8 protein-coding genes are annotated in these 13,745 nt (G+C 39.3%); all 8 read left to right on the forward strand.

Going from position 1 to position 13,745, the window contains the following annotated elements; translation table 11 throughout:
* Positions 1 to 20: 20 nt before the first annotated feature.
* The 8 genes from BFL47_RS12175 to BFL47_RS12210 all read left to right on the forward strand — a co-directional run bounded on the left by BFL47_RS12175 (position 21) and on the right by BFL47_RS12210 (position 13,444).
* Positions 21 to 683 (forward strand): immunoglobulin-like domain-containing protein, encoded by a 663-nt coding sequence (locus BFL47_RS12175; RefSeq protein WP_069660074.1) that lies wholly within the window; start codon positions 21 to 23, stop codon positions 681 to 683.
* A gap of 9 nt (positions 684 to 692) precedes the next feature.
* Positions 693 to 1,190 carry a lipid-binding protein gene (locus BFL47_RS12180; RefSeq protein WP_069660075.1) on the forward strand — a complete coding sequence of 166 codons (498 nt, stop codon included), beginning with the start codon at positions 693 to 695 and terminating at the stop codon, positions 1,188 to 1,190.
* 151 nt (positions 1,191 to 1,341) lie between these two features.
* Positions 1,342 to 2,100: a hypothetical protein gene (locus BFL47_RS12185; protein ID WP_069660076.1), complete on the forward strand. Its 759-nt coding sequence runs from the start codon at positions 1,342 to 1,344 to the stop codon at positions 2,098 to 2,100.
* A 3-nt stretch (positions 2,101 to 2,103) separates the two neighbouring features.
* Positions 2,104 to 4,896 (forward strand): TonB-dependent receptor, encoded by a 2,793-nt coding sequence (locus tag BFL47_RS12190; protein ID WP_069660077.1) that lies wholly within the window; start codon positions 2,104 to 2,106, stop codon positions 4,894 to 4,896.
* A 1-nt stretch (position 4,897) separates the two neighbouring features.
* Entirely contained in the window at positions 4,898 to 6,058 is a 1,161-nt protein-coding gene (locus BFL47_RS12195; protein WP_069660078.1) for a DUF4249 domain-containing protein, read from the forward strand.
* Positions 6,055 to 8,433: a hypothetical protein gene (locus BFL47_RS12200; protein WP_069660079.1), complete on the forward strand. Its 2,379-nt coding sequence runs from the start codon at positions 6,055 to 6,057 to the stop codon at positions 8,431 to 8,433. The genes BFL47_RS12195 and BFL47_RS12200 overlap by 4 nt, the downstream gene beginning before the upstream one ends.
* Before the next feature lie 248 nt (positions 8,434 to 8,681).
* Positions 8,682 to 11,963: a SusC/RagA family TonB-linked outer membrane protein gene (locus BFL47_RS12205; RefSeq protein WP_069660080.1), complete on the forward strand. Its 3,282-nt coding sequence runs from the start codon at positions 8,682 to 8,684 to the stop codon at positions 11,961 to 11,963.
* 8 nt (positions 11,964 to 11,971) lie between these two features.
* Positions 11,972 to 13,444 (forward strand): SusD/RagB family nutrient-binding outer membrane lipoprotein, encoded by a 1,473-nt coding sequence (locus BFL47_RS12210; protein ID WP_069660081.1) that lies wholly within the window; start codon positions 11,972 to 11,974, stop codon positions 13,442 to 13,444.
* Positions 13,445 to 13,745: the final 301 nt, after the last annotated feature.

A 13,745-nucleotide genomic window follows, 5' to 3' on the forward strand; every position in this document is an offset into this window, starting at 1 on the left:
TATAATTTAAGAATTTAAGTATGAAAAAAAATATAAATTTAATCGCTCTGTTGCTTCTAAGCATAAGCATATTTTCCTGCAAAAAGGATGACTTTAATTATCCGGAGGGTCATGTTGGGATCTCGAAGATTACAAACTATCCAATAATCACGTTAAAGGGTGATTTGTTGACTTTTGTAAACCAGGGGACGACTTATACAGATGCTGGGGTAACAGCTATGGTTGGTGAAACTTCTGTTGAATTTACCTCTTCAGGAACAGTTAATACTGCTGTTCCCGGAGTCTATGTTATTGATTATGCAGCTAAAAATGAGGATGGCTTTGCAGCAACAGCTTACAGAAGTGTGATCGTGATGTCTACATCTGCTGATATACCTAACCATAATTATAGCGGAACGTATGATCGGTATGCCGGAGGTTCACCTAATGGTCAAACGTCTACATGGACGAAAACGGGTAATGGTGTTTATACGGTAGCAAATCCTGGAGGTGCAACTGGAGTAACAGTTACAGCAGTAAACTATTCTGGTAACCTAATTGCTATCCCTCAACAAGAGACCAGTGCAGGTACAATGTCTTCTTCTGGGGGTGTTTATAATCCGACAGCTAGTCCGCTTCAATATGTATGGACTATTTTAAATGCTACTTATGGAACTAGTCCAAGAACATTCGTAAAAAAATAATCTAAAAACATGAGAAATAATAAAATATACATACTTATTACAGCGCTGGCAATTGTATTTCTAGGCTCTTGCAAAAAGGATCCTGAAGTTGGAGGAACGGCAGTTGAAACAATGGCTGGAACATGGTGGGTGCAAAGTGAAGAAGTTGGGGCTAGTTACTTTCAATTTGCGACTTATAATACATCAGCTAATTCGACAACTGAAATGTGGCTGGATGATTTGAGTTCTTTTTGGGGAAGTGCTTCTCTTGGAAGAGTTGCGGGAAAAGTGAACGTTGATTTAACGAATCAAACATTTTCTGTAGCCAAAACGACTAATACAAACACGGGTTATCCGGTATCTTTTACTGTTTCTAATGGTAAAATTATTAAAGGTGGCTCAATTGGTCCAGTATCTAAGGCAGTAACTGACTCTATTTACTTTGAAGTTGAATATACTGATGATCCAGGTACTGTTTATCATATGTCAGGCTATAAGAGAACGAAGTTTTCTGAGGATGATCATTAATTAGATTTATATAGTATAATTTGGACAACCCTACTCTATTTAGAGTGGGGTTTTTTTAGTATTGAGCAAATTAAAATTTCTATTTAGGTCATTTTTTGCTTAAATATATAGATTATGTGTAACTTGTTCTGTTTATTAAACCGTATCTAACTTGACGTTAAATATTTTCAAGGTGTCTGTCGCCATAAAGGTTATATTATCAATTTTACTGATCTTTTCTTTTTCCCCCGGTAAAGCGTTTTCTCAATCGCCTGTAGCTGATAGTGTTTATTACTCGAAAGCTGTCAGTGGTCTTCTTAACTATTACCAGAATTCTCCTGACAAAAAATTAGTGCTTTATAATGGACCTGAACATCGGGGCTATTTTAGGCAGATTAAGGGTTTTGCCTATTTTGATACGGATAAAATGGTGGAAGGGAATGTGCATTATGACCATGTTTGGTATAAGCTCCCTCTCCTTTATGATTTGGTTATGGATCAGGTTATTATTCTTCATTATGATGGCTTATATAAACTATCTCTTATTAGTGAGAGAGTGGATCAATTCAATATGAATGGGCATTTTTTTAAGAAAATAGGTGATACTTACCTGGACTCTAAATTGTTTCCGGGGTTTTATGAAGAGATTTATGCAGGTGATTCTATTTCTTTGTATGCCAGGAGAAGTAAAATGATTTCTGAGCTGCTCAACATGCAAAGTCTGGAACGTGAGTTTATAAGTAAAAACCAGTATTATTTTTTGATCAGGGGCTCTTATCACCCTGTGAATTCTAAGAAAGAGATGTATGCCCTGCTTGGCAATAAAAAGAAAGAGGTGGCAGTCTATCTTAGAAAAAATCATGTGAAATTTAGAAAAAGTAAAGAGGCTGCTTTGGTAATTGCTTCCAAAAAGTATGATGATAAACTTTAACCTATGCGCCTTTCCTACTCGCTAATCTTTCTTTCTGCTTTTCTGTTTTTTGGTCTGGCGCAGCTTTGTGCTCAGGATAAAAAAGGCCCTCTATTGTCGGAACAATTTGATCGGGTTAAGGTCTCTGAGTTTGCGGACTATTTAGAGAAAGCTGCGGATTGCAAGATCTACTACGATAGCACTGCTTTTGATAGTCTCCGCGTTAGTGTAACTTTTGAAAATATGCCGCTTGATGCGGTGCTTACCCGTGCTTTTTTGAATACGAAGATTAAATATGCAATTGACTTTGAGAAACATGTGTTTCTGAGTCTGGACCAGGAACTTGTTGTTGGTCTGCCTGAGGGGTTTTGGGATAATAGTGGGATTAAGGCTCCTCTGACAAATGAAGAGCCGCCTTTAATTTCTGAGTTCCTGGTGGACGTAGACAAGAATACTGCTGTGGCATCATCGGCTAATAAGGTGTATACGATTGGGAACCGGACGGCAACGTTTAAGAAAGGAAACGTGACGCTGGCGGGTTATATTAAAGAGGCGAACAGTGGTGAGCCGGTAATTGGGGCTAGTGTATATATTGAGTCTCCTCGAATTGGCGTGAGTACGAATCAGTCCGGTTATTACTCGATCAGTCTTCCTGCTGGCAGGCATGTGCTGAATATTCGTTTTATCGGAATGCGGGATGCTTCAAGGATCATTAATTTGTTTTCGGATGGCAAACTGGATATTGAGGTTATTAATCAGGTTCGTTCTTTAAATGAAGTGAAGATTTCGGCTGAGAAGATTGCGAATATCAGGAATACGCAAATGGGTGTGGAGAAACTGAGTATGGCTACCATCAAACAGATCCCTACGGTATTTGGGGAGCCTGATATTTTAAGGGTGATCCTGACTTTGCCGGGTGTGAAGTCTGTGGGGGAAGCGAGTACGGGCTTTAATGTCAGGGGCGGCGGTACGGATCAGAATTTGATCTTATATAATGATGCAACTATATACAACCCTTCGCATTTGTTTGGCTTCTTTTCGGCCTTTAACTCAGACGCGATAAAGGATATTGAACTGTATAAAAGTAGTATTCCGGCTAAATTTGGCGGAAGGATCTCTTCTGTGCTGGATGTGCATAGCCGGGAAGGGAATAATAAAAAGTTTGCGGGTACGGCTGGGATTGGCTTGCTAACGAGTCGCATTAATCTGGAAGGCCCGATTATTAGGGATCGAACTTCGTTTATGATTGGCGCCAGAACGACTTACTCAGATTGGCTGTTAAGGGAATTGCCTGCAAAATCGGGATATAAGAATAGTAAGGCTGCTTTTTCGGATATTGATCTGCATCTGCATCATAAGTTTGATGATCAGAATAGTTTGTCGATAACCGGGTATTTAAGCAGCGACCGGTTTAATTTGAATAGCGATACAGTTTATAGATATTTCAATACGAATGCTTCGCTAAAATGGAAACATATTTTTAATAACAAGTTCAACGGGAGTATTTCAACTGGGATAGACCGCTATGAGTATAAGGTGAATAGTGAGGATAATGTGGTGAATGCGTATAAGATGGGTTTTGATATTAATCAATCTAACGTAAAAACAGACTTTACGTATTATGTGAACTCCAAACATACGCTTGACTTTGGGGCCAGTAGTATTTATTACAAATTGCATCCGGGAAGTTTTGTTCCTGCAAGTGCGGAATCACTGGTTAGTCCGGATGTTCTTGATCCTGAACAGGCGTTGGAAAGTGCGCTGTATCTGGGCGATCGTTTTGAGATTACTCCGGCCTTGTCCTTAAATGTGGGGATCAGGTATTCGTTGTTTAATTCTCTGGGTCCGGCATCTACGTATACCTATGCGGATGGCTTGCCTAAAAATGAGTTTAACATCACGGATAGTGTCGGGTATAAAAAGGGGGATGTGGTGAAGACGTATGGTGGACCGGAATATCGTGTTTCGGCCAGGTATTCCTTTACGGGTGATTTTTCTGTTAAGGTGGCCTACAATACGTTGAGGCAGTATATTCATATGTTGTCGAACACAACGGCTATTGCGCCTACAGATATCTGGAAGTTGAGTGATATGAATATTAAGCCGCAGGAAGGGAAACAGGTGTCGTTGGGATTATATAAGAACTTAAAGTCGAATACGATTGAGACTTCCATGGAGGTGTATTATAAGTGGCTGAATAACTATCTGGATTATAAGAGTGGGGCGACACTGATCTTGAATCATCATATTGAACAGGATGTGATTAACACACAGGGAAAGGCTTATGGTTTGGAACTCATGATCAAGAAGACGGCTGGTAAGCTCAATGGATGGATTAGTTATACGTATTCGAGAACGTTTTTGAAGATGGATGATCCTACTGCCATTCAGCTGGTCAATGATGGTGCGTATTATCCTGCAAATTATGATAAACCGCATGATTTTACCGTGGTGGGTAATTATAAAGCATCGCACAGGTTTAGCCTTTCGGCTAATGTGACTTACAGTACAGGAAGGCCTATTACGCTTCCGGTAGGTAAGTATTATTATGGCGGATCGGAACGGCTGCTATATTCGGATCGTAATCAATACCGGATTCCGAACTATTTCAGGACAGACCTCTCTATGAATATTGATGGGAACCATAAAGTTCATCAATGGATTCATAGTTCATGGACACTGGGGATCTATAATGTAACGGGAAGACATAATCCGTATTCGACCTATTTTACGACTGAGCAGGGTGCGGTGAAGGGTTATCAGTTATCTATTTTTGCTTCTGCGATTCCATTTATAAATTATAACCTTCGATTCTGATATGAAAAAGATTTATATAGGCCTGTGCTTGTCAGTGGTTATGCTACTGCTTTTTCAGTGTAAAGAGGCGTATGAGCCTGATATTATATCTACGGACTTGAACTACCTCGTTGTGGAGGGCTTTTTGAATGGAAATGGCCAGACTTCAATTAAGTTATCGCGAACCAGAACTAATGCTTCTACGGCACAAGCTCCGGAATTGAAGGCTAATGTGGTGATTGAGGCGGATAACTCGAATCGGGTTATATTGACTGAGGGTGCTAATGGGAATTATACAACCAATGCGGTTTTCTCTTCTGCTTTAAAATATAAATTGCTGATCCATACTTCAGCAGGAAAGGATTATGTTTCGGAGTTTGTTTCTTTGTTGAAGACGCCTGCAATAGATAGTCTGCCTTGGAAAAGGGTGAATCAGGGGGTGCAGATTTATGTGAACACGCATGATGCGGAGAATAGAACCAAGTATTACCGCTGGGAATTTGAGGAAACATGGATCATCATTCCGACTTTCTACTCCATTCTTAAGATAGTGAAATTGGATAAACATGGACCGGATGGTCTTAGTTTTCAAATTGTGGATAGAACGCCTGCTGATGCTTTGCCTACGGCTTGTTGGCAAAAAGAATTGTCTACTAATATTCGAATCGGCTCGTCGAGCAAGTTAGTTGCAGATGTAATTAATCTTGCTCCTGTGTCGTTTATTCCTTATTCATCATGGAAATTGGATAGGCGATACAGTATTCTGGTTAAGCAGTATGCATTAACTGCGGCTGGATTTGAATATTGGGAGAACATGAAAAAGAATACCGAGGGACTGGGCAGTATCTTTGATCCGCAGCCATCGGAAGTGAGGGGGAATATGATGTGTGTAACGGATCCTGATGAACCGGTAATCGGGTTTTTTGATGCCTCTACGCTGGAGGAAAAGAGGCTGTATATTAATATTGCGCAGGTGCCAGACTGGAGATATCGTACCGGATGTGAGTCTATTTCTGTGAAGAATGATCCGGATAGTCTGACCACTATATTTCCCCAATATACACCACTTGATTATGTATTGAGTAGGGATAGAAAAGTTATAGAACGTTATACAGGTGCTCCTCAGGAATGTGTGGATTGCCGCTTAAAAGGATCTGCAATTAAACCTGATTTCTGGGAATGATGATATATAAATACAGTTTGTCTTTTTGTATGCTGTTGATGTCCGTCCTGGTTATGGGACAAACAACAGATCTGGATGGTATCCCTGCCTCTTTTGATCGGTACAGGACTACTCAATTGCAGGAAAAGCTGTTTGTGCATACAGACAGGACGAGTTACCTGGCTGGTGAGATTGCCTGGTTTAAGATCTACAATGTGGATGCTTCGTTTCATAAACCTATGGGCATAAGTTCGGTGGCTTATGTGGAAATTCTGGATCGGGAGAACAAGGCGGTAGTGCAAGCGAAGGTGAAATTGCAGGATGGCAAGGGTAAAGGCTCTTTGTATTTGCCGGTGTCGCTATCGTCGGGCGGGTATCGTTTGCGTGCTTATACGCGATGGATGAAGAATTTCTCGCCTGAGTTCTATTTTGAGGAACCTATTCATATCATCAATACGTTAAAAGAGCCGGAAGCCGTTTTAGTGGCTAAGGAGCTTCAGTATGATGTGCAGTTTTTCCCTGAAGGGGGAAACCTGGTGGATGGCTTAACGAGTAAGGTTGGTTTTAGGGCAACGGATCATTCAGGCAATGGCGTGAACTTTAATGGGGTAATTCTGGATGAAGACAATACGGTTATTGCTGAATTTAAGCCTGCGAAATTTGGGATAGGTAATTTTTCTTTTACGCCTCTGAAAGGGGTTAAATATCATGCTGTTTTAAACTTGCCTGGTGGTCGGGTTTTAAAGGAAAATCTGCCTGAGCGATTTGATCAGGGTGTGGTAATGGCGCTGACTGATATTCAGGATAAAATAAGGGTTACGGTAAAATCTTCATTGGGATTAGGGGAATCGATGCCGGTATATTTATTTGTTCATTCGAGGAATAGGGTTGAATATGCAGGAAAAGGAAGTATAGAGGCTGGTTTATTCACGATGGAAATGGGTAAGGACCGGTTGAAGGATGGGGTCTCTCATTTTACTTTGTTTGATGTGAATGGTCGTCCGGTTTGTGAACGCCTGTATTTTAATGATCTGCCAGGTAATAGTCTTTTGCTAAATGCTTCTCCTGATCATCAGGAATATGGAATGCGGAAGAATGTAGTGGTAGATATTAGTTCCGCGACAGCTGATTCAAAACCTATAGCGACTGATCTTTCTATTGCGGTGTATCGTGCTGATTCGTTGCAAAAGGATCCTTCTGTAAATATTGTGAATTACCTGCTGCTTGGCTCGGAACTGGTTAGTACTATTGAACAGCCTGATACTTATTTTTCGGGTAGTGTGGCGGAAAGGGCTGTCGCTTTGGATAATTTAATGCTTACTCATGGTTGGAGCAGGTTTAAATGGGATTCGGTTTTTAAACCTTTTGCTCCTGTTTATGCTCCGGAATTGGAATATCATGTGATTACTGGTAAGGTACTAACTGCGGATACGAAAGCTCCGGCAGCTGATATTGCCGTGGATTTTGCTATTGCCGGGAGTCGGGTTCAGTTTTATAATGGGCTAAGTGATGCGAATGGAATGGTTAATTTTTATTCCAAGGATCTTTATGGACAACATGCTGTTGTGCTACAAACGAATTCATCGTCAGATAGCTTGTATCATGTTGATCTGCAGAGTCCTTTTTCGGATCGGTTTTCTTCGCGTAGCTGGCCTGCTTTACGGTTGCCTTCGAATTTAAACCATACGCTTCTGGTGAATAGTATTAATATGCAGGCGCTGAATATGTATCATAAAAAAGAGTTAAACCAGACTAATGCTTTGAATCTGGATAGTGTTTCTTTTTTTGGTAAACCGGGTGAATATTATCTGCTGGATAACTATGTGCGTTTTCCAACAATAGATGAGGTGTTGAAGGAATATGTGCTTGCTGTTGGGGTGAGACATAGAAATGGGAAGCCGGTGATGCAGGTGTATTCCGGTGTGCAGAATGAGGGTTTCTTTGAGGAGAGGCCATTGGTGCTTTTTGATGGAATTCCGGTAGTGAATACGGATAAAATTTTTAATTATGATCCGCTAAAGATAAGAAGCATAGAGGTGGTGGCTAAGAAATATTTTTATGGTCCGGAGATTTATGGTGGGATCATTAAATTCAATACGTATAAAAATAATATGGATAACCTGGAGCTAGATCCGCATTCGGTTGTGCTGGATTATGAGGGGCTGCAATTAGAGAGGGAATTCTATTCGCCAAAGTATGATGCTGGTGTTCATAATCGTTTACCTGATTTTAGAAGTCTGTTGTACTGGTCTCCGGATGTTTCTACGGATATTCATGGAAAAGGGGGGATTAGTTTTTACACTTCAGATAGGCCGGGAGTTTATATGGGTGTGATCGAGGGGTTGGGTTTAAATGGGATTCCGGGGAAAAAGGTATTTAAGTTTGAGGTAAAATAGATTTGTTTTGGTAAAAAAGGCAAATTTTTAACTTTTTTGAATATAAATTCTCACAATTTAGATAAAAGTGTGAATTTATGTTTTGTTTTTATTGAATATATCCTATTTAAAGACTATAAAGCAATAATTGTAAAAATTTTAAGGCATTATTTTATCAAAATGTAACTATTAGTAATAAAATGTAAATAATTTCTTGTTTTTTTAATGATTGATCATGATATTTGATAAATCATTAATTTAAATTGAACATGAAAGACAATTACTTCAAAATTGCTTTCCTGTTAATCTGTATTTTTACGTTTAGTTTCGTTTCAGCTCAGGAACGAACTATAACTGGTACAGTAACAGGGGCAGATGACAAATTACCACTTCCGGGAGTGAGTATTGTAGTAAAAGGAACTACAGTAGGAACTCAATCGGGTTCTAACGGTCAATTCTCTTTGAGAATACCCAATAATAAGACAGTTTTAGTATTGTCATACATAGGTTATACTTCTCAGGAAGTTTATGTTGGTCAAAAAACTACCGTATATGTTGCACTAGCAGCTGATGCTACACAACTTGGAGAAGTGGTGGTTACTGCACTCGGTATCACAAGAAACAGAAATGAAGTTGCTTATTCGGCTCAAAAGGTCGAGGGTAATGAAGTGAGTAAGACACGTTCGGGAAACTTTATAACCGGAATGTCGGGTAAAGTGGCTGGTTTGGAAATCAAGCAGAATAATGCAATTGGTGCATCATCAAACGTTGTTCTTCGTGGGGTGAAATCAATTACAGGAAATAACCAGGCTTTATTTGTTATTGATGGAGTACCAGTAAACAATGCAAATGGTGGTAATCGTCAGGTAACAGACAATTCAGGTGTTTCAACCCGTCTTGATCAATCTACAGGTAGAGGTGGATATGATTATGGTAATGCAGTGGCTGACATGAACCCAGACAATATAGAATCTATTTCTGTATTGAAAGGAGCAGCAGCAAGTGCGTTATACGGATCGCAAGGTAGTAATGGGGTAATATTGATCACAACAAAAAAAGGACAAAAAGGCCTTGGAATTTCTGTTAACTCAAGTATCAGTGTAGGATCTTATGATAAATCCACTTTCCCTAAATACCAAAATAAATATGGAGGTGGTTATGGTGCATACTATGGTCCAAACGAAGACGCTTTTTTTAATTCGGAAGATGTAAATGATGATGGAGTTTTGGACTTAGTGGTTCCTTTTGGTGAAGATGCTTCCTACGGTGGGGCTTTTGATCCGAATCTATTGGTTTACCAATGGGATGCATTTGATGCTACATCACCCAACTTCGGTAAAGCTACTCCATGGGTAGCTGCTAAAAATGGTCCTTCCGGTATATTTATTACTCCGGTATCAAACAACCAGAGTATATTTATTAACGGCGGAACAGACAAAGGGACTTACAAATTAGGATTTACACGCAACGAAGAACGTGGTATTATGCCGAACAGTAAGATCGTAAAGAATGTTCTGGATTTTTCATCATCTTATAATATCACTCCCAAACTGACTGCAGCAGCGAGTGTCAATTATTCAAATGTGAATGGTTTAGGTCGTTACGGAACAGGATATGATGGCGATGGAGGAAGAAATCTAATGACTAACTTCAGACAGTGGTACCAGGTGAATGCAGATGTGCAGTCTTTAAAAGAGGCATATGACAGAACTGGAAGTAACGTTACCTGGAATCGTAAGAGTGTAAGTAATGGCGCTCCAAGTTACTGGGATAACCCTTACTTTGTGAGATATGAAAACTTTTCAACAGACACACGTGACCGTTATTTCGGTAATGTTAATTTAAATTATAAGGTAGCTGACTGGTTCAGTATTTTAGGTCGTGTTGCGGTAGATTATTATACAGAGCTTCAGGAAGAGAGAAAAGCGGTTGGAACTATTGGAGTTTCAGGGTATAGCCGTTATGATCATACCTGGAGAGAAACCAATTATGATTTAATCGCAAATTTTAATAAAGGTATTACTGATAACCTTGAATTTAAAGGTTTATTGGGAACCAATATTAGAAAACAACATGATCAAAGCATTCAGGCACAAACTAATGGAGGTTTGATTGTAAAAGACATCTATGCTTTATCTAATTCAGTTAGTGCACCAGTTGCACCGAATGAATATGATGGAAAACGTGAAGTAGATGGTTATTTTGCAGGTGCTACATTCGTTTGGAATAAGATGGTTACTCTGGATGGAACGTTAAGAGCTGACCAGTCGTCAACACTCCCTGAAAAAAATAACAGTTATTTATACCCATCCGTATCGGGAGGTTTTGTGTTTTCTGAATTGTTGAAATCCTCAGATTGGTTATCTTATGGTAAGGTAAGAGCGAATTATGCCGAAGTAGGTAATGATGCGCCTATTGGAAGTATCCTGGATACGTACAATATTATTGCTCCTTTCGGTTCTGCAGCGCAGGCTTCAGTAAGGCCAATTAAAAATAACCCTGACCTTAAACCAGAAAGAACAAAAAGTACTGAAGCTGGTTTCGAGTTGGCTTTCTTTAAAAGTCGTTTAGGATTGGATGCTACTTATTACCGCACGTTGACTGTTAATCAGATCTTACCAGTTACCGTTTCAACTTCTACTGGTTATGATTCAAAGTATTTGAATTCAGGTAAAGTTAGAAATACTGGTTTGGAGCTTACTTTGAATGGAACACCTATAGTTTCAAATGGCTTTACATGGAAAGTTGATGTGAACTGGACCAGAAACAGAAATAAGGTTACTGAACTGTTTAAAGATGCAACAGGAAATGATGCACTTAACTTGCAGTTAGCTACATTTCAAGGAGGGATATCTTCCAATGCTACATTAGGTCAGCCTTTTGGTGTACTTAGAGGAAGTAATTTTGTATACAAGGATGGTGAGAAACTCATTAATCCAAATGGACGGTACGCTATCTCGGCAACGTCTAACGAGCAAATTGCTGATCCGAATGCAAAATGGCTGGGGGGGATCAATAACAGGTTTAGTTATAAAAATGTTGCCTTAAGTTTCTTAATTGATATCAGACATGGTGGACAAGTATTTTCTACCGATATGTATTACGGACTGGCTACAGGTTTATATGAAGAAACTGCAGGCTTGAATGATTTAGGAAATCCGCTGAGAAACACCTTAGCTGATGGTGGTGGTATTATAAGAGAAGGTGTACTAGAAGATGGTACTCCTAATACAATAAGAGCTGCTGCAAATACCTATGGTGCTTATGGATATCGTTATTCTCCTGCAGCAGCATTTGTTTATGATGCCAGTTATGTTAAGCTTAGAGAGGCAATGCTTACTTATACGCTTCCACAAAGTGCTGTTACTACTTTGGGACCTGTTAAAGGAGTTGATCTTTCATTAATTGGACGGAATTTATGGATCATTCATAAAAACTTGCCATATGCTGATCCTGAAGATGGTTTGAGTGCTGGAAATTTCCAAGGATATCAGGTTGGGTCTTATCCAACAACCCGGACATTAACGTTTAATGTTAAATTAACCTTCTAAGAAATAACATGAAAAAATATATAATTGCATTTCTGTCCGTATCGCTACTGGCGTCATGCACAAAAGACTTAACGAGTCTGAACGAAGACATTAAAAACCCCTCATCTGTACCTTCTTACTCGCTGTTTACGAGTGCTCAGAGAGAATTGATGACTAATCTGTCTACTTCAGATGTAAATATCAATGTTTTCAGGCTTATCACTCAACAGTGGCAGGAAACAACGTATACAGATGAAAGTAACTATGATTTTTCTACCCGACCTATTCCTGATCAAATTTGGAATCGTCTGTATAGGGATGTATTAATTGATCTGGAAAGTTCAAAAAAATTGATTCCTACGGATGTTAGTGATGCTGCTGTACAAAAGAATCAATTGGCGATTCTCGATATCATGGAAGTATGTGCCTGGTATTACCTGGTTACTACTTATGGAAATATACCTTATACAGAAGCATTGAATCCTGATTTATTATTTCCAAAGTATGATGATGCGAAAACTATTCAGGACGATTTGTTTACCCGTATAAATGCTGACATCGCAACTTTAAGTACAGGTGGCAGTAGTTTTGATGGAGCAGATGTGATTTACAATGGCGACGTTGCTTCATGGAAAAAGTTTGCGAATTCATTTAAGCTTAAGATGGCGATGACTATCGCTGATTCTGATAATGCAAAAGCTAAAGCTGCAGCTGAAGAAGCTGTAGCATCAGGGGTTTTTACAGCTAATGCTGACAATGCTTCGTTTGAGTTTTCAAGCAGCACACCAAACACCAATCCGGTGTGGCTTGATCAGATTCAGGGAGGAAGAACTGACTTTGTTGCGGCAACTACGTTAACCACTCAAATGAATACTGTATCAGATCCTAGACGTTCTTACTATTTTACAGTAGACGACAAGGGTGCATTCTCTGGAGGTTCTATTGGAGCAGCAAGTGCCTTTTCCCGCTTTTCTAAACCGGTGTTTGCAAAGGTTTCAGCAAGTGATCCTGCAACTACATTTTTAGGTGTACCAAATGCTCCTGCTTTGCTTATGGACTATTCTGAAGTAGAATTTTGCCTTTCTGAGGCAGCTGCCAGAGGATATGCTGTTGGTGGTACAGCTGCGGAACATTATACTAAAGCTATCGTAGGTTCAATGGCTTATTGGATGGGCGTAAATGAAACTGCTGCGGCTGCTACTCCAAGTGTTGTTGCTTACCTTGCTCAAGTTAATTATGCTACAACACCAGGTACTTACAAACAAAAAATAGGTTTACAGAAATGGTTGGCCCTTTACAATCGTGGATGGGATGCCTGGATAGACATACGTAAATTTGACTATCCTGCAATGGCTGTTCCTATTGACTTTTTATCTGGTTATCCTAATCGTTTGACTTATCCGGTTAAAGAGCAAAATGTAAATGTCGTTAACTTTAAGGCTGCTTCCGATGCTATTGGAGGAAATACAGTAGAAACTAAACTTTACTGGGATAAATTTTAGAAAATAGATAGAATTTTAAGATCCTGTTGGAATGTGATTGTTAGTCATATTTCAACAGGATTTTTTGTTTAAGGAAAGTTAGGTGATATATAAGTGGAGCGGTAGTGATTTCAATGACGCATTGATAGAAAGTTTCAAACTTTCTATGCGAGTTCTTCTGATATCAGTTTTGTAACGAAAGATTTGAAAGAATATAGTGATTTGTGCTATAACCAAAAATTAGTTTACTTGGCTAATAATGGCCTTAAATATAATTCGCAATTTGGCAATTGATGATGGAAGACCTAAGAGATTAAATAGC

This window comes from Arcticibacter eurypsychrophilus (assembly GCF_001730525.1).
GTDB lineage: Bacteria > Bacteroidota > Bacteroidia > Sphingobacteriales > Sphingobacteriaceae > Arcticibacter > Arcticibacter eurypsychrophilus.

Excerpts from the sequence above, each read along its gene's own strand:
- BFL47_RS12190 (WP_069660077.1), top strand. The coding sequence starts at position 2,104 with ATGCGCCTTTCCTACTCGCTAATCTTTCTTTCTGCTTTTCTGTTTTTT.
- BFL47_RS12210 (WP_069660081.1), top strand. The coding sequence starts at position 11,972 with ATGAAAAAATATATAATTGCATTTCTGTCCGTATCGCTACTGGCGTCA.
- BFL47_RS12205 (WP_069660080.1), top strand. The coding sequence starts at position 8,682 with ATGAAAGACAATTACTTCAAAATTGCTTTCCTGTTAATCTGTATTTTT.
- BFL47_RS12180 (WP_069660075.1), top strand. The coding sequence starts at position 693 with ATGAGAAATAATAAAATATACATACTTATTACAGCGCTGGCAATTGTA.
- BFL47_RS12195 (WP_069660078.1), top strand. The coding sequence starts at position 4,898 with ATGAAAAAGATTTATATAGGCCTGTGCTTGTCAGTGGTTATGCTACTG.
- BFL47_RS12175 (WP_069660074.1), top strand. The coding sequence starts at position 21 with ATGAAAAAAAATATAAATTTAATCGCTCTGTTGCTTCTAAGCATAAGC.
- BFL47_RS12200 (WP_069660079.1), top strand. The coding sequence starts at position 6,055 with ATGATGATATATAAATACAGTTTGTCTTTTTGTATGCTGTTGATGTCC.